Source organism: Exiguobacterium sp. s35, assembly GCF_018617535.1.
Taxonomy (GTDB): domain Bacteria; phylum Bacillota; class Bacilli; order Exiguobacteriales; family Exiguobacteriaceae; genus Exiguobacterium; species Exiguobacterium aestuarii.
The window spans coordinates 1-16266 of the sequence record NZ_JACSKI010000003.1 but is presented as its reverse complement, the minus strand read 5'-3'; the positions used below and the strand labels follow the sequence as shown (position 1 = coordinate 16266).

Genomic DNA, 16266 nt, shown 5'->3' with positions numbered 1-16266 from the left:
TTTCAATGCTATTAAGAAATAGTTTTGAAAGCGTTTTCTTTCCCTGTTTCAAGTTTACCTTTTCTCTGAAAGGGTCGCAAGTTATGTTCCCTATTGTAACAAATTTCACATATATTTTTCACAAAAAAGGCGGCTCTTCGCATGAAGAGTCGCCTACGTCAAATTTGAGTGATCACCGTTTTGCGTAAATAGTGATGCAACTGTTCCATCGGGATCGGTTTACTGTAATGATATCCCTGGATGAGCGAACCACTATATTCTAATACGAATGCTAATTGTTCTGGTCGTTCGACCCCTTCCGTAACGATATCGAGGCCGAGTGTATGGAACGTTTGATATAAACCTTCTAACAACGCACGATCAAACTTATTCTCCGGAATCCCTTTGACGAAGTTCTGGTCGATTTTAATGATATCGAGACGTAGGGACTGAAGGTAAGATAGCGATGACGTGCCGACACCAAAATCATCAAGTGATATTTTGACACCAATTGTCTTCAACGCATGAATGAACTGTTGAAGTTCATATACATTCCCACCGACTTCGCTCTCTGTGATTTCTACATGCAGTCGATGAGGTGGAAAGCTCGTTGTGGCGAGCGTTTCTTCCAACGCCTCTAAAAACGATCCATCTAAAATCTGGCGTTTCGATACATTGACAGACAAAAATAAATCAAAGCGTTCCGCATAGTCTTGAATCTCTGTGATGGCTCGGACGAGTACCCATCTCCCCACATCTGAGATGAGTCCGAGTTGTTCTGCGACGGGAATAAAAATGCCCGGTGAAACGAAACCTTTTTGAGGGTGGTTCCAACGAATCAATGCCTCCACCCCTCTCACTTGAAACGGTTTCGGGGAAACGATTGGTTGATAGTACAGTTCAAATTCATCGTGACGTAGCGCATATCGTAAATCTCGCTCCATCTCGAGTGCCTGCAAGTAATGGCTTCCATCCTCGATGTCCTGATACGTAAGGATGTTGTCTTTCCCTGATGCCTTGACTTCGTGTAAGACGACGTCGAGACGCGCCATCATGACCTCGTATGAATGATGGGACGGTTCCAACTCATCGATTCCGATACTTAATGTCAGATGATTCATTCCTTGCTTCAAACCCCATTCTCTCAAATCCTTCACCAATTGATTCGCAACAATCAGTAACTCTTCGGTCGCCCATCCGGGATGAATCATAATAAACTCATCGGCCCCAATCCGCGCAACAAAACCTTCCTCTTTGTAAAACATTAACCGAGATGCAAAGAAGGTCAGCATCGCATCACCTGTCCGTTGACCGAACTGGTCGTTAATCCGTCGGAAGTTATCGAGGTCAATCCCCATCACCCCGATCGAACGGGAAGTATCCGGTATATTCATAAACATGTCTTCGACGGCCAAACGGTTCGGAAGACGTGTCAAGGAATCTCGAAAGGCACGTGTCAACGACTCTTTCTGTGTCTGTTCCAGCGCATCGAGCACTTCGTTCATACTGATGGCCATCTCTTCGATTTCATCCCGCTGGCTCGGGTTTAAGCGAATTCGTAAACGACTGTTTCGCTCTTTCGTAATCCACTTCAATTCTTTGACGATGGCCATTAATCGTTTCGTGATGATTTGGTTCACGGTCCAAAACAATGTCAACAACAGACCAAGACCGAGGACCAATAGCCCGAGCATGCCTGTTTCAAGCATCGTCTGCGTGTTGGTATAGTACGTACGTTTCACTGAGAAATTGACTTCCCAGTTCGCATCTTGATAGACCGACTGCAGTGGTAAAGAGACACGGGCAAACTGATTGTCTTGTTCAATCGTTAACCGTTGATGCGAAAGCGGACTGATGGATAATTTCGTTTTTGCCTGTACACTTAAAGCTGCCATGAAGTCCGGACCAATTTTTTGAATCAGGACAAGCGTCCCTCCCGGCTCGCCTGTTCCATCACTTTTCACAATCGGATGGCTCATGAAAACGACGGGACCATAGTCGGTACCATATACCGCACTTTGTGTGACTCCAGACGAGTTGACGTATCGCACCAGTTCGTTCAGGAAAACATTCTTTTCTTCTATATTGTCCAATTCATAAAATTGATTGAATTCGGAGTAGACAACCTCTCGATTTTGGTCGAGGAAAATCATCGCCCCGACTCCTAAATTGTCGAGCGTTTCTTCCCCCATATTATTTTCGATAAAGGCATCGTTTTTGTTTTGTACGAAATCGTAAGCGTTCGTCCAAACCGACCAGTCGACAAGGATGCGTTCGAGTGTGCTTCGATGATTGGCGAACACTTCTGACACGCTCTCGATTTGATCGCGGGTCATCGCCTGATCCTGCTCAATGCTCTTTTCTACAAAATACGGTTTGATGACAAACAGAATGACACCAATGAAGAGTACGATGTTAACGGCAATCGCAATGAATAATTTTGTTTGAACACGCAGGTCGACCACCCTCTTTCTTCAAACTACTTTAATATTGTAGAACAGGATATCGGGATTTCCTTTTTTTCGCATGAAAAAAAGGATGGGTTGACCCATCCTTTAAATAATCTGTGTAAACGCTCGCGACCCGATGTCCGTTCGATGGAACGTCTTCGGCAAATCGAGTTGTTCAATCGCTTCATATACGGCTGTCTTCGCTTCAAGTAACGTCGGTTTCGTCGCGGTAACGACGAGCAAGCGGCCACCGTTCCCAATGACTTGACCTTCCTGTTGTACAGTCCCCGCATGAAAGACGAGAACGTCCTTCGGGAGCGTCTCAAACCCAGACAACACTTGCCCTGTAACAGGTCGATCCGGATAACCCTTCGCTGCGATGACGACACCCATCGTATACCCATCAATCCATTCAATCGGATACGTTTCTTGACGGACGACCGCTTGAATCACATCAAGGAGTGGTGATGTCAAATTCGGTAAGATGACTTCCGTTTCCGGGTCACCGAAGCGCGCATTGAATTCGATTACTTTTGGACCAGTCGATGTCAAGATGAGACCAGCATACAAGAATCCCTCAAACGGCGTCCCTCGTTTGACCATCGTTTGAGCGAGCGGTTCTAACACCGTCTTCACCGCTTCTTCGTATACATGCCCTGATAGATGCGGCATCGGGCTGTAAGCACCCATACCGCCCGTATTCGGTCCCTGGTCACCGTCATAAGCACGTTTATGATCCTGAGACGTAATCATCGGAATGACACGCTCTCCCGAGACGAATGCCATGAGTGAAAACTCTTCCCCATCAAGGAACTCTTCGATGACGACCTGTGATTGTTGTCCGAATTTATCCGTCGTGAAAATATCACGTACAGCCGATTCCGCCTCTTCCACCGTGAATGCGACCGTGACACCTTTCCCAGCAGCTAGTCCATCCGCCTTGACGACGAGCGGGGCCCCAAGCTTCTGAATATAGGTGAGCGCCGACTCTGCGTCCGTAAACGCCTCATACGCCGCTGTCGGGATGCCCGCCTCCATCATGACCTCTTTTGCGAACGCCTTGCTTCCTTCGAGCAAGGCCGCTGCTTTCGTCGGTCCGAAGATGTTCAATCCTTTGGCACGGAACGTATCGACGACCCCTGCCATCAAGGAAGATTCTGGTCCGACAATCGTCCACTCGATGTCCGTCTCTTCTGCAAACTGAGCGAGCGCCTCGACGTCCGTCTCATTGATTGACACAGACGTCATGCCCTCCATAAAGTCATTACCTGGTGCAACGAAGACGTGATGTCCGTCTTGTTTTAATTTCCATGCGAGCGCATGCTCGCGTCCTCCTCGACCGATGACCATTACGTTCATGACGCGAACCCCTCTCAGTGTTTGAAATGTCTGACGGATGTGAATACCATCGTGATCCCATGACGATTTGCCGCTTCAATCGATTCGGCATCGCGAATCGACCCACCTGGTTGGATGATGGCTGTAATACCTGCCGCTGCTGCCGCTTCGACCGTGTCTGCCATTGGGAAGAACGCGTCACTTCCAAGCGCTGCACCTGTCGCACGTTCACCCGCTTGTTCGAAAGCGATTTTTGCAGCTCCGACACGGTTCATCTGCCCTGCTCCGATTCCAATCGTCGTCTCATCTTTCGCTACGACAATGGCGTTCGACTTCACGTGTTTGACGACACGCCATGCGAGTTTCAAATCTTCCCATTCGGATGCAGTCGGGCGACGGTCCGTCACGATTTGGCACGCGGCGTCGTCGAGCGTCATGTCATCCCCATCTTGGACGAGCAATCCTCCAGCAACAGCCGTTAAGCGCATCCCTGTCATTTGTCCCATATCCAACGTTAACAAGCGAAGATTCTTCTTCTCTTTCAATCGTTCAAGTGCTGCCTCACTAAAGGATGGAGCAATGATGATCTCTAAAAAGATGTTGTGAAGGGCGTCTGCCGTTTCTAAATCGACTTCGCGGTTCAGGGCCACAATCCCGCCAAAAATAGAAACCGGGTCAGCCGCATGTGCACGTTCGAACGCCTGATGAATCGTCCGTCCGACTGCTACACCACAAGGATTCATGTGTTTGACGACGACGGCAGCCGGTTCGTTCAATTCACTGAGTGCTTCAAGCGCCGCGTTCGTATCTTGAATGTTGTTATACGAAAGTTCTTTCCCGTGAAGCTGTGTTGCATTCGCAAGTGTCATCCCGTCATATAAAGGCGTCTTATAGAACGCTGCTTGTTGATGCGGATTCTCCCCGTAGCGAAGGTCTTGAACTTTTTCATACGTGACCGTCAACTGTTCTGGGAAGGTTTCCCCGATTTGACGACCTAAATAGTCGGCAATCAACGCATCGTAAGCAGCCGTATGACGGAATGCTTTCGTCGCAAGACGTTGACGTGTCTCAAACGATGTTCCGCCTCCACGTACCTCATCTGCAACGAGTGTATAGTCACTTGGGTCGACGACGACCGTGACGCTCGCATGGTTTTTCGCAGCCGAACGCAACATGCTCGGTCCACCGATATCGATGTTTTCAATGGCTTCTTCATAAGTCGTGTTTTCTTTTGCAATCGTCTCTTTAAATGGATAGAGGTTGACGACCACGTAATCAATTGGCTCGATATCATGGTCTTTCATTTGTGCGACATGCGTCTCGAGGTCGCGACGCCCGAGCAATCCACCGTGAACGAGTGGGTGCAACGTCTTGACACGACCGTCTAACATCTCGGGAAACGATGTCACTTCAGAGATGTTTTTGACTGGTAAACCGGCTTGTTGGAGTGCCGCCTCGGTTCCTCCTGTCGAGATGAGTTCAATGCCCGCCTCATGCAAGACTTTTGCTAATTCCACAATCCCTGTTTTATCAGAAACACTTAATAATGCTCTCACTTGAAAACCTCCTGTTGATTCAACACTTGTTGTAATACGCGCGGATACAGTTGATGTTCAATCGCTTGAATGCGTCGTGTCGCCTCAGTACGATCGCATCCTTCAATCTCTACAGTCGCTTGTGCGATGATTGGACCCGTGTCCATTCCCGCATCCACATAATGAACCGTCACGCCACTCGTAGGCACATTAGCGTCAAGTGCCTGACCGATCGCGTCTTTCCCCGGAAACGCAGGTAAGAGCGAGGGATGAATGTTAATGATTCGGTTCGGATATGCGGATAGTAACACATTTCCGATTAGGCGCATATACCCCGCCAACACAATATAGTCTACTTGAAGTGAATCGAGAAGAACGAGGATTTCTTCCTCGAACTCCTCTTTGGACGAATATGTTTTCGGCGTAAAAGAAAAGCTAGGGATGTTGTAACGCTCCGCACGATCGAGAACCGTCGCTTCTGGTTTGTCCGTCACAAGCAACACGCATTGGCCCGATAGATGCCCCTCATCAATCGCCTGCCAAATGGCTTCGGCGTTACTCCCCGATCCTGACGCAAAGATGGCAAATCGTTTCATTGGTCGACTCCTGAGATTCGGATTCCCGGACGACTCTCGACTTTCCCAATTCGATGCGCTGTCTCACCGACGCGTTCGAGCGCCGCTTCGACAAGTTCTACATCTTCAGCACGTACGGTAATCATATAACCGATCCCCATATTGAAGACGTTGAACATTTCCTGTTTCGAGATGTTTCCGACCTGTTCGAGCCAGTCGAATACAGGAAGGCTTGGCCAACTTGATGTATCGAACGTGATCCCGAGTCCTTCCGGCAACATGCGAGGGACATTTTCATAAAAGCCGCCGCCCGTAATATGTGCCATCCCTTGTACCTTCCCTGTTGAAATCGCCGCTTTCGCCGCTTCGGCATAAATTCGTGTCGGAAGAAGTAAGGCGTTCCCGAGTGTCGTATCAAGCATCGCAATCTCATCCGTGTATTGGAGATGTTGCGCGTCGACGATATGCCGGACGAGGGAGAATCCGTTTGAATGGACACCTGAAGAAGCGAGTCCGAGTACAATGTCTCCTGCTTGAATCGTCGAACCGTCTAACAGGTTTTCCTTCTCTACGACTCCGACCGCAAATCCGGCGATGTCGTACTCTCCATCTGGGTACATGCCAGGCATCTCAGCCGTTTCGCCACCGACAAGGGCGCATCCTGCTTGGACACATCCTTCGGCGACACCGGCGACGATGCGCTCGAGTTTAGCTGGTTCAGCTTTTCCTGTCGCAATATAGTCGAGGAAATAGAGCGGTTCTGCTCCATGGACGAGGCAATCGTTGACGCACATGGCGACGCAATCGATTCCAATCGTGTCATGTTGGTCGAGTGCGAAAGCCAACTTCAGCTTCGTCCCGACCCCATCGGTCCCACTCACGAGAATCGGATGTTTCATATTCATCGAGCCGAGATCAATCATCGCCCCGAAACTGCCAAGACCTGTCATCACTTCCGGACGCATCGTCCGGGCGACATGACGTTTCATGCGGGATACGGCCTCGTATCCTGCTTCTAAATTCACACCCGCTTGTTCGTATCGTACGCTCATCGGTTTTCCCCCTTAAGCCTTTGTCTCTGTCACGAGTTCTGCAAGTTCAGTCGGATATAGTCCCGTGAAGCATGCAGCACACTGCCCGCGTAGCGCTCCTTCGAATGGACGATCGATAGCTTCGACCGTTCCATCCAATGTGAGGAACGATAGTGAATCGGCACCAATCTCTTCTCTAATCTCTTCAACGGATTTGGTTGCCGCAATTAACTCTTCCTTCGTCGATGTATCAATTCCGTAATAGCACGGATGCTTGATAGGTGGAGACGTGATGCGCACATGCACTTCCGTCGCGCCTGCCTCTCTTAGCAACGTAACGATTCGGCGACTCGTCGTTCCTCGGACGATGGAATCATCGACCATGATGACCCGCTTCCCGTTCACGACACCGCGTAACGCCGACAACTTCATCTTCACGCCGCGCTCCCGTAATTCCTGGGACGGTTGAATAAAGGTCCGTCCGACATATCGATTCTTAATGAGTCCCATCTCGTATGGGATTCCGCTCGCCTCGGCGTAACCGATTGCCGCGGAAATACTTGAGTCGGGTACACCCGTGACGACATCTGCTTCGACCGGCGATTCCTCGAACATCTTTTTCCCCATGGCTTTACGCGCTGTATGCACGTTGATGCCGTCGATAATCGAGTCTGGTCGTGAGAAGTAGATGTATTCCATCGAACACATCGCACGAACCGCCGCTTCACTGAAGCGTTCGGATGTGATGCCTTCACTCGTGATCATGAGTAATTCCCCTGGCTCGACATCTCGGACGTACGTTGCTCCGACGACATCAAACGCACATGTCTCCGATGCGAAGACGTACGCACCGTCTTCTGTCTGTCCGAGTGACAAAGGACGTAACCCATGGACGTCGACTCCGACATAAAGCGCATCTTCCGTCAAAAACAAGAAAGCGAACGCTCCTACGAGGCGAGCCAAACTATCCGCGATTCGTTCTTTCAACGAATTGCCACGACTTCTCTTAATCAAATGAGCTACAACTTCCGTGTCAGACGTCGTCTGGAAGATGGCACCTTCCGCTTCGAGCATATGTTTTAACTCTGTCGCGTTCACGAGATTTCCGTTATGTGCCATCGCCAAATCACCTGTTAACGATTTGAAATGAAGTGGCTGAACGTTCTCTAGCGTGTTACCTCCCGCTGTCGAGTAACGCACGTGACCAATCGCATGATTCCCCGTGAGTGCGTCAAGTGACGTCTCATCAAACACCTCGGTGACGAGACCGAGTCCGCGCTTCGCATGGAGACGTTCTCCATCCGCCGTTACGATTCCCGTTCCTTCTTGGCCACGGTGTTGCAAACTGTGAAGTCCGTAATAGGCGAGGTGTGAAGCTTCGATGTGACCGAACACACCGAAGACTCCACATTCCTCATTCATGCCTCGGATGTCATATAACATGGAATAGCTCCTTCCCATACACGTTCCAACTCTTGCACATCCATTTCAATCAAACGGTCACTCGCACGAACGACAACGGTTGCCGCTTCTGTGACCGTTCCGATTGCTGTTCCGTTCGTCATACTCGCAAATGCCTCAGCTTGCGCTTGATCGACCGTCACGAGGAAGCGTGACTGTGATTCACTGAATAACGCAGTGACGAGGTCTGTATCGATTGTGACGTCAACACCGAACTCGGTTCCGAAAACAAGTTCCGGTAACGCTGCCGCAAGACCGCCTTCTGACACATCGTGTGCCGCCGTGACAAGACCTTTACGAATCGCTTGAAGCAATGCCTTTTGCGTCATTTGCTCTTCCTGAAGATCGAGTGTCGGTGCGTGACCGCTCACTTTTCCATCTTGGAGCATTTGAAGGGCGCTTCCACCGAATTCCGCTTTCGTCTCTCCGAGTAAGAAGACGATGTCTCCTGCTTGTTTCGCGAACGATGTCGTAATGTGTTCCGGCTTCTCAATGAGTCCGACCATTCCGACGACCGGTGTCGGGTAGATCGCTTGTCCGTTCGATTCGTTGTACAACGATACGTTTCCACCAATGACAGGTGTATCAAGCGTACGGCACGCTTCCGCCATCCCTTCAACGGCTTGGTCGAGTTGCCAGAATCCTTCCGGTTTATCTGGGCTTCCGAAGTTGAGGCAGTCCGTCAAGGCGAGTGGTTCTGCACCACTTGCGACGATGTTTCGAGCCGCCTCAGCTACAGCGATTGCCCCACCGACCCGAGGATCGAGATAGACGTATTTTGCGTTACAGTCTGTCGTCATCGCGAGCGATTTCTCCGTCTCACGGATGCGAATGACCGCGGCATCACTGCCTGGTGCGACGACTGTCGACGTTTGTACCATATGGTCGTATTGCTCATACACCCAACGTTTCGAAGCGATACTCGGCATCGCAAGGACGTCTTTCCATGTCGCCATCACATCCTCGACGATTGGTGTGACAGGATTCATTGCTTGGAACGCTTCGTAATATGCGGGTACTTTTGACGGCTTATGATAGACAGGAGCGTCTTCCGCGAGCGCATCGACCGGTACTTCGGCTGCGACTTCTCCTTCGTGAACGAGGCGAAGCACTTTCTCTTCGATGACTTCTCCTACCTTGATTGCGTGAAGTCCCCACTTCGTCACAATCGCTTCAATCTCGTCTTCATGTCCGGCTTTGACAACGAGAAGCATCCGTTCTTGCGATTCCGATAACATCATCTCGTAAGGCGTCATGCCTGTCTCACGTTGCGGGACGAGGTCCAAGTTCATCTCGATCCCCATGCCAGCTTTTGAGGCCATCTCTGCCGAAGAAGATGTCAATCCGGCTGCCCCCATGTCTTGAATCCCGACGAGCGCTGGGTGCTTGATGACTTCGAGACACGCTTCAATCAATAACTTCTCCATGAACGGGTCTCCGACTTGTACGGCTGGACGTTTCTCGTCTGCGTCTTCCCCGAGTTCTTCAGAAGCGAACGTGGCACCATGGATCCCGTCGCGTCCTGTCGTCGCACCGACATACATGACCGAGTTCCCAACACCTTCTGCGATTCCTTTTTGAATATCTTCATGACGGATGAAACCGACACACATCGCGTTGACGAGAGGATTTCCTGAGTAAGCCGGGTCAAATGCGACTTCACCGCCGACAGTCGGGATGCCGACACAGTTTCCATAACCGGCGATGCCTGATACGACATGACCGAATAAATGTTTCACACGTGATTCGTTCAAATCTCCGAAACGGAGCGAGTTCAACAATGCAATCGGACGGGCACCCATCGAGAAGATATCGCGGATGATTCCACCCACCCCAGTCGCGGCGCCTTGATAAGGTTCGATTGCTGACGGGTGGTTATGACTCTCGATTTTAAAGGCGACAGCTTGACCGTCTCCGATGTCGACGATTCCTGCCCCTTCTCCCGGTCCTTGTAAAACGTGCTTACCGGTTGTAGGAAACTTCCGGAGCACAGGTTTCGAGTTTTTGTACGAACAGTGTTCAGACCACATGACCGAGAAGAGACCGATTTCTGTATAGTTTGGCTCTCGACCAAGTAGTGAGACGACGAGTGCATATTCGTCGTCTGATAATCCCATCGTGGCATAGATCTTTTCATCACGGATTTGTGTAGCTGTCGGTTCAGTTGTAAGTAACATGTCGTGCCCCCCATTTTACAATTGACGTGAATAACCGTTTACCGTCTTCCCCACCTAGTAGCGCTTCGACCGCACGCTCCGGGTGTGGCATCATGCCGAGTACATTTCCTGCCTCGTTCGTGATACCAGCGATCTGTTCGACCGACCCGTTCGGATTCTCTTTATAGGTGAACGCGATCTGACCTTTTGCCTTCAATGTCTCAAGTGTTTCCTCGTCACAGTAGTAGTTGCCCTCACCGTGTGCGATTGGGACCCGAATCGTTTCCTGTGCCGCATAATCACTAGTGAACATCGTCTCATTATTTTCGACGACGAGTTCGACTGTCTTACACATGAATTTCAAATCACGGTTTCGCATCAATACACCTGGAAGTAACCCTGCTTCAACGAGTACTTGGAATCCGTTACATACCCCAAGAACCGGACGTCCTTCTTCTGCGAAACGCTTCACCTCAGCCATGATCGGTGAAAATTGAGCAATCGACCCACAGCGCAAGTAATCGCCATATGAGAAGCCACCTGGTAAGAGGACCCCATCGAATCCTTCAAGTGATGTTTCTGTATGGAACACGTATTCCGCTTCTTCCCCGAGCACGTCTTTTACCGCATGGTACATGTCGAGGTCACAGTTTGATCCTGGAAAGACGATGACCGCGAACTTCATGCGAGTACCCCCATCTCGATCTCATAATTCTCAATGACCGTGTTGACGAGTAACTTCTCACACATTTCTTTGACCATGTCTTCTGTTGTCTCGTCAGCAACTTGAAGCTCAATGACCTTCCCGATGCGGACCGACTCAATCCCAGCGAATCCAAGATGTTCGAGTCCACCTTTCACGGCAACTCCTTGTGGGTCGAGTACACTTTCACGTAATGTCACATACACGTTTACTTTTTTCATTGTCCGTTTCCCCCTATGCGTGTTAACAATTGTCCATATGTCTCAGTCAAAGAACCTAAATCGCGACGAAATACATCTTTATCGAGCTTTTGTTTCGTCTCTTTGTCCCACAAGCGGCATGTATCTGGTGAAATCTCATCCGCTAAGATGATCGTTCCGTCTACTTTTCCAAACTCTAGTTTGAAATCAATCACGTCAATGCCATGTTGGCCGAAGAAATCGAGCAATACATCGTTTACCCAAAGACCTAGTTGTCGCAATGTTTCGACTTCTTTATGTGTAGCGACTTGCAACAAACGGATATGGTCTTCCGTAAGCAACGGATCCCCAAGGGCATCATCTTTATAGTAGAACTCGACAATCGGTGCGAGGAGCGGCGTCCCTTCTTCCCAACCGAGTCGTTTCGCCAGACTACCGGCCGCTACGTTTCGAACGACCACTTCTAACGGAATGATGTCGACACGGCGGACTAACTGTTCCCGCTCTGAGATTCGTTTGATAAAGTGCGTCGGAATCTTGTTGTCATGCATCAATTCGAACAGCTGGGTCGTGATGGCGTTGTTGAGAATCCCTTTTCCATCAATCGACTCTTTCTTCTCTCCATTGAATGCCGTTGCATCATCTTTGTAATATACGCGAAGCACACCCGCTTCTTCTGTCTCAAATAACGCTTTCGCTTTGCCTTCATAAATTGCTTTCATCTGAACCGTCCCCCTTAAAAGTGAGAGGGGCATATCGCCCCTCAACGATTACAAACCACAGCGTTCAAAAATCGTATCGACACGGCGTACATGATAACGCGGGTCGAACAACTCATCGAGCTCTTCACTCGTAAAGAGTGCGCCCATTTCTTTGTCCTCTTCAATCAATGTCCGGAACATCGTCTCTTCTTCCCATGCCTGCATCGCCTTCGGTTGAACCGCGTCATATGCAGCCTCGCGCGACCAGCCTTTCTCGATGAGACCGAGTAGAATACGTTGTGAGAAGATGATTCCAAACGTACGGTCCATGTTACGACGCATATTCTCTGGGAACACCGTCAAATTCTTCACAATATTACCGAAGCGATTCAACATATAGTTGAGAAGAATCGTCGCGTCCGGGATGATGATGCGTTCTGCCGATGAGTGCGAGATGTCACGTTCATGCCAGAGCGGAACATTTTCGTAAGCCGTCACCATATGACCGCGAATCACACGTGCAAGACCTGTCATGTTTTCAGAACCGATTGGATTCCGCTTATGCGGCATTGCCGACGATCCTTTTTGTCCTTTTGCGAAAAACTCTTCCACTTCGCGTGTCTCTGTTTTTTGAAGACCACGAATCTCGGTTGCCATCTTTTCAATCGATGTCGCGATCAATGCGAGCGTCGACATGTATTCAGCGTGTCGGTCGCGTTGTAGCGTCTGTGTCGAGATTGGTGCAGCTTGAATACCGAGCTTGTCACATACGTATGACTCGATGAACGGGTCGATATTTGCGAATGTCCCAACGGCCCCACTCATTTTCCCAAACTCAATCGTTTCGCGTGCTGCCATGAAACGTTTTTTGTTGCGTTTCATTTCTTCATACCAAAGGGCGAGCTTCAAGCCGAACGTCGTCGGTTCCGCATGTACACCGTGTGTACGTCCCATCATGATGTCATATTTATGTGCTTTTGCTTTTTCTGCAAGAATGCCGATGAAGCGATCTAAATCGGCTTCTAAAATATCATTCGCCTGCTTGATTAAGTACGAGAGTGCCGTATCGACGACATCCGTCGACGTCAATCCGTAGTGTACCCACTTCTTCTCTTCTCCGAGTGTCTCGGAGACCGCACGCGTGAACGCAATCACATCGTGACGCGTCTCTTGTTCAATTTCTAAAATACGATCAACATCAAACGATGCATTGTCCCAAAGGACCTGTACATCTTCTTTCGGGATAATCCCAAGTTCACTCCAAGCCTCACAAGCGTAAAGTTCAACTTTTAGCCAAGCCTCGAACTTGTTTTGATCAGTCCAAATGTTCGCCATCTCTGGGCGGGTGTAGCGTGAAATCATAAAACGGTCTCCTTCCAAATTGCCAGTTGTTCGATGGTATGAAGCGCATCCTCGACCGTGTCACCGAGAACATTCAAGTGTCCCATTTTGCGACCTGTCTTCGCTTCATCTTTTCCATACAGATGTAGTTTAACATTCGAAGGCAATGCTTTGACATTGAGTCGTTGCATATGCTCGCCGAGAAGATTGACCATCACGACAGGCGTTTTCAATGTTGTCCGTCCGAGACGCATTCCCGTCACGGCTCGAATGTGTTGTTCAAATTGTGAGGTTTCACAAGCATCAATCGTATAGTGCCCAGAATTATGGGGACGTGGTGCGAGTTCGTTTACGTAAAGGCGACCATCTGACATGACAAACAGCTCGACAGCGAGTGTTCCCATTAATCCGATATGGTCAGCAAGCTGAAGCGCAAGGTGTCTCGCATCTTCTTGAATCTCATCCGCTACGCGAGCCGGTACAATCGATAGATGTAGAATGTTGTTATGGTGAATATTTTCACTAATTGGGAACGTTGACGTTTCTTCTGCCCCTCGTGTCACAATGACCGATATCTCTTTTTTAAACGGCAACCAGGCTTCAGCAACATATTCCTGTTCAGTGAAATGTTCAATGAATGTTTGAACATCTTGCTCCGTCCGAATGACCGTCTGTCCTTTTCCGTCATAACCAAAGCGACACGTCTTGATGACAAATGGCAACCCGAGCTCCTCTCTCGCCTCACGAACATCTCGAACGGTACGGACTGAACAATAAGGCGCGACTCGTAAACCAGCTGACTCAATCATTTGTTTTTCTAAAATGCGATGCTGCGTCGCTTTCAATACATCCATTCCTTGTGGACATTTCTCTTCAATTGCTGCAATCATTTCTGTGTCAATATTCTCGAATTCATACGTTACAACGTCTGAACGGTCAGCAAGTTTCTTTGCGGCATCAACATCATCAAATGAAGCAACGATTGAATCCGCCACTTGAGCAGTCGGTGCATGTGGGTTTGGGTCTAGACAAAGTGTCGTGTATCCCATTGCACTTGCACTAAGAGACATCATTCGTCCGAGCTGTCCTCCGCCTAAGATTCCGATTCTCATTAGACTAACTCCTCCGTTCCTCGCATAGCCATCTCTTGTTTTTTCTCCCGAAACGATTCAAGTCGCTGCGTGATTTCTTTGGAGTGAATACTGAGAATTTGAGCAGCGAGTAGTCCCGCGTTCGTCGCGCCAGCCTTACCGATTGCCACAGTTGCTACTGGCACTCCCGCAGGCATCTGAACGATTGATAGTAGTGAATCCATTCCATTGAGTGCTTTGGACTGAATTGGGACACCGATGACAGGGAGTGTCGTTTTAGCAGCCACCATTCCAGGAAGATGAGCTGCGCCACCAGCACCAGCGATAATAACTTGAATGCCTCTACTTCGTGCCTCTTCCGCATATTCGAACATAAGGTCTGGTGTTCGATGAGCCGAGACAACTTGTTTCTCGTATGGAATCTGTAACTCATCTAACAAGTCACAAGTATGTTTCATCGTCTCCCAATCAGATGAACTACCCATAATTACTCCAACCACTGCGTTCATTCCAAATGTCCCCCTTACAAAAAGAAATCCCTAAACCGAGCAATCAGTTTAGGGTATAGGCATGACAAATACACGTCAGCTACACCCCATAGTCTGATCAGAGTCGGTGATCAGGTAGAAACTTGCAAGCCATTTCCTTGCGATTATATGGAGCACTATTTATTTTTCCTATCTCACACGCCTATCGTACCTTGTTCTTTGAAAACATGTCAATAAACTGCGAACATTTTAATTGTCTGAATATTTATCGTTCGCTTTTTTGATATTATCGGCGCAAGTTTCTCTGATAATGTATGCTATTGAAAAAGGGGGAGTTAGATGAGTTATATCGCAGGTCTACGTGAAGTGATTGGGAATCGCCCAATCATCAGTGTGGGAGCGACCATTTTGGTCATCAATCAAAAGCAAGAGGTACTGATGCAATTCCGATCGGATACACTTGATTGGGGTTTACCAGGAGGATCGATGGAACTCGGGGAAACATTGGAAGAAGTCGCTGCACGAGAATTGAAAGAAGAAACTGGGCTTCTCGCTGAGCAATTTGAATTAATCCAAGTCTTTTCCGGTCCAGACGGTTACTTTAAATATCCGAACGGAGACGAGACATACGGTGTCATTCATTTATACCAAGCAAAAGGAGTACTTGGAGAACTCGTCATGGAAGATGGTGAAAGTTTGGCTCTTGAGTACTTTAGTAAAGAAAACCTTCCTATAAAGATAGAGAAACGTGCTCAAACTTTATTGGATACGCTTGGAGATCGATGCTTTGAGCGTGAGCATTCATTTTGAGACATAAAAAAAGCCGTCACACAGAGTCGTGTGACGGCTTGGCATTAGGATTCTTTAGAGACGCATTCAAATAAAATCGATTGATGGGAATGGACAGGTTCATCTTTGGCTCCCGTTTGCTCAAAGACGGGCTTTTCAATGCGGCGTATAGGACGATAACCCATTTCGTTGATTCGATCTAAACATTCGCTGACCGTTTCATTTGGTTCGACATATACTTTGATCTTCTTAGCCATTTCTTACGTCCTCTCTTCCACTAAACTGAATCGATGATAAGAAAAAACGGCGGCCCTTGAGCGAATGCTCCAGAACCACCGTTTGCCTGGCAACGTCCTATCCTCACAGGGGGAGATCCCCCAACTACTTTCGGCGCTGAGACGCTTAACTTCCGTGTTCGGCATGGGAAC

The 16266-nt window shown here is 48.9% G+C and carries 15 protein-coding genes, 1 rRNA gene and 1 riboswitch; of the genes, 1 reads left to right on the top strand and 15 read right to left on the bottom strand.

Going from position 1 to position 16266, the window contains the following annotated elements:
• Positions 1–158: 158 nt before the first annotated feature.
• The 13 genes from KNO75_RS12125 to purE form a co-directional block, all read right to left on the bottom strand.
• The gene (locus tag KNO75_RS12125) at positions 159–2444 is read right to left on the bottom strand and encodes a bifunctional diguanylate cyclase/phosphodiesterase (protein WP_214822052.1); all 2286 of its coding nucleotides are present in this window, start codon (positions 2442–2444) and stop codon (positions 159–161) included.
• Positions 2445–2534: 90 nt separating this feature from the next.
• Entirely contained in the window at positions 2535–3788 is a 1254-nt protein-coding gene (gene purD, locus KNO75_RS12120; RefSeq protein ID WP_214822050.1) for a phosphoribosylamine--glycine ligase, read from the bottom strand.
• Positions 3789–3802: 14 nt separating this feature from the next.
• The gene (purH, locus tag KNO75_RS12115; RefSeq protein WP_214796230.1) at positions 3803–5323 is read right to left on the bottom strand and encodes a bifunctional phosphoribosylaminoimidazolecarboxamide formyltransferase/IMP cyclohydrolase; all 1521 of its coding nucleotides are present in this window, start codon (positions 5321–5323) and stop codon (positions 3803–3805) included.
• Positions 5320–5898, bottom strand: coding sequence for a phosphoribosylglycinamide formyltransferase (gene purN / locus KNO75_RS12110; protein WP_214822048.1), 579 nt, complete (start codon positions 5896–5898; stop codon positions 5320–5322). The genes purH and purN overlap by 4 nt, the downstream gene beginning before the upstream one ends.
• Positions 5895–6929, bottom strand: coding sequence for a phosphoribosylformylglycinamidine cyclo-ligase (gene purM, locus KNO75_RS12105; RefSeq protein ID WP_214822046.1), 1035 nt, complete (start codon positions 6927–6929; stop codon positions 5895–5897). Before purM ends, purN begins: the two co-directional genes overlap by 4 nt.
• A gap of 12 nt (positions 6930–6941) precedes the next feature.
• Positions 6942–8351: an amidophosphoribosyltransferase gene (purF, locus tag KNO75_RS12100; protein WP_214822044.1), complete on the bottom strand. Its 1410-nt coding sequence runs from the start codon at positions 8349–8351 to the stop codon at positions 6942–6944.
• Complete coding sequence (gene purL, locus KNO75_RS12095) at positions 8327–10546, bottom strand: phosphoribosylformylglycinamidine synthase subunit PurL (RefSeq protein WP_214822042.1); 2220 nt, start codon at positions 10544–10546, stop codon at positions 8327–8329. Before purL ends, purF begins: the two co-directional genes overlap by 25 nt.
• Positions 10530–11210 (bottom strand): phosphoribosylformylglycinamidine synthase subunit PurQ, encoded by a 681-nt coding sequence (gene purQ / locus KNO75_RS12090; protein WP_214822040.1) that lies wholly within the window; start codon positions 11208–11210, stop codon positions 10530–10532. Before purQ ends, purL begins: the two co-directional genes overlap by 17 nt.
• The gene (gene purS, locus KNO75_RS12085; RefSeq protein ID WP_074032936.1) at positions 11207–11449 is read right to left on the bottom strand and encodes a phosphoribosylformylglycinamidine synthase subunit PurS; all 243 of its coding nucleotides are present in this window, start codon (positions 11447–11449) and stop codon (positions 11207–11209) included. Before purS ends, purQ begins: the two co-directional genes overlap by 4 nt.
• The gene (gene purC / locus KNO75_RS12080) at positions 11446–12150 is read right to left on the bottom strand and encodes a phosphoribosylaminoimidazolesuccinocarboxamide synthase (protein WP_147536348.1); all 705 of its coding nucleotides are present in this window, start codon (positions 12148–12150) and stop codon (positions 11446–11448) included. Before purC ends, purS begins: the two co-directional genes overlap by 4 nt.
• Before the next feature lie 48 nt (positions 12151–12198).
• On the bottom strand, positions 12199–13491 hold the full coding sequence (gene purB, locus KNO75_RS12075) for an adenylosuccinate lyase (protein ID WP_214822038.1): 1293 nt from the start codon (positions 13489–13491) through the stop codon (positions 12199–12201).
• The gene (gene purK / locus KNO75_RS12070) at positions 13488–14582 is read right to left on the bottom strand and encodes a 5-(carboxyamino)imidazole ribonucleotide synthase (RefSeq protein WP_214822037.1); all 1095 of its coding nucleotides are present in this window, start codon (positions 14580–14582) and stop codon (positions 13488–13490) included. Before purK ends, purB begins: the two co-directional genes overlap by 4 nt.
• Positions 14582–15070: a 5-(carboxyamino)imidazole ribonucleotide mutase gene (purE, locus tag KNO75_RS12065; RefSeq protein WP_214822035.1), complete on the bottom strand. Its 489-nt coding sequence runs from the start codon at positions 15068–15070 to the stop codon at positions 14582–14584. The genes purK and purE overlap by 1 nt, the downstream gene beginning before the upstream one ends.
• 69 nt (positions 15071–15139) lie before the next feature.
• A riboswitch (purine riboswitch) is annotated at positions 15140–15241 on the bottom strand.
• A gap of 147 nt (positions 15242–15388) precedes the next feature.
• Here purE and KNO75_RS12060 point away from each other — a divergent pair.
• Positions 15389–15859: an NUDIX hydrolase gene (locus tag KNO75_RS12060; RefSeq protein WP_214822034.1), complete on the top strand. Its 471-nt coding sequence runs from the start codon at positions 15389–15391 to the stop codon at positions 15857–15859.
• Between the two features lie 44 nt (positions 15860–15903).
• On the opposite strand, the gene KNO75_RS12055 is transcribed toward KNO75_RS12060, so the two are convergent.
• Complete coding sequence (locus tag KNO75_RS12055; protein ID WP_015880702.1) at positions 15904–16095, bottom strand: NETI motif-containing protein; 192 nt, start codon at positions 16093–16095, stop codon at positions 15904–15906.
• Positions 16096–16179: 84 nt separating this feature from the next.
• Positions 16180–16266 (bottom strand): 5S ribosomal RNA (gene rrf / locus KNO75_RS12050); the annotation flags it as partial.

What these genes read in the sequence shown, in the direction of transcription:
- purE (WP_214822035.1), bottom strand. Translation starts at nt 15,070, where the DNA reads ATGAACGCAGTGGTTGGAGTAATTATGGGTAGTTCATCTGATTGGGAG.
- purM (WP_214822046.1), bottom strand. Translation starts at nt 6,929, where the DNA reads ATGAGCGTACGATACGAACAAGCGGGTGTGAATTTAGAAGCAGGATAC.
- purQ (WP_214822040.1), bottom strand. Translation starts at nt 11,210, where the DNA reads ATGAAGTTCGCGGTCATCGTCTTTCCAGGATCAAACTGTGACCTCGAC.
- purF (WP_214822044.1), bottom strand. Translation starts at nt 8,351, where the DNA reads ATGTTATATGACATCCGAGGCATGAATGAGGAATGTGGAGTCTTCGGT.
- KNO75_RS12055 (WP_015880702.1), bottom strand. Translation starts at nt 16,095, where the DNA reads ATGGCTAAGAAGATCAAAGTATATGTCGAACCAAATGAAACGGTCAGC.
- purL (WP_214822042.1), bottom strand. Translation starts at nt 10,546, where the DNA reads ATGTTACTTACAACTGAACCGACAGCTACACAAATCCGTGATGAAAAG.
- KNO75_RS12060 (WP_214822034.1), top strand. Translation starts at nt 15,389, where the DNA reads ATGAGTTATATCGCAGGTCTACGTGAAGTGATTGGGAATCGCCCAATC.
- purD (WP_214822050.1), bottom strand. Translation starts at nt 3,788, where the DNA reads ATGAACGTAATGGTCATCGGTCGAGGAGGACGCGAGCATGCGCTCGCA.
- purC (WP_147536348.1), bottom strand. Translation starts at nt 12,150, where the DNA reads ATGAAAGCAATTTATGAAGGCAAAGCGAAAGCGTTATTTGAGACAGAA.
- purS (WP_074032936.1), bottom strand. Translation starts at nt 11,449, where the DNA reads ATGAAAAAAGTAAACGTGTATGTGACATTACGTGAAAGTGTACTCGAC.
- purB (WP_214822038.1), bottom strand. Translation starts at nt 13,491, where the DNA reads ATGATTTCACGCTACACCCGCCCAGAGATGGCGAACATTTGGACTGAT.
- purK (WP_214822037.1), bottom strand. Translation starts at nt 14,582, where the DNA reads ATGAGAATCGGAATCTTAGGCGGAGGACAGCTCGGACGAATGATGTCT.
- purN (WP_214822048.1), bottom strand. Translation starts at nt 5,898, where the DNA reads ATGAAACGATTTGCCATCTTTGCGTCAGGATCGGGGAGTAACGCCGAA.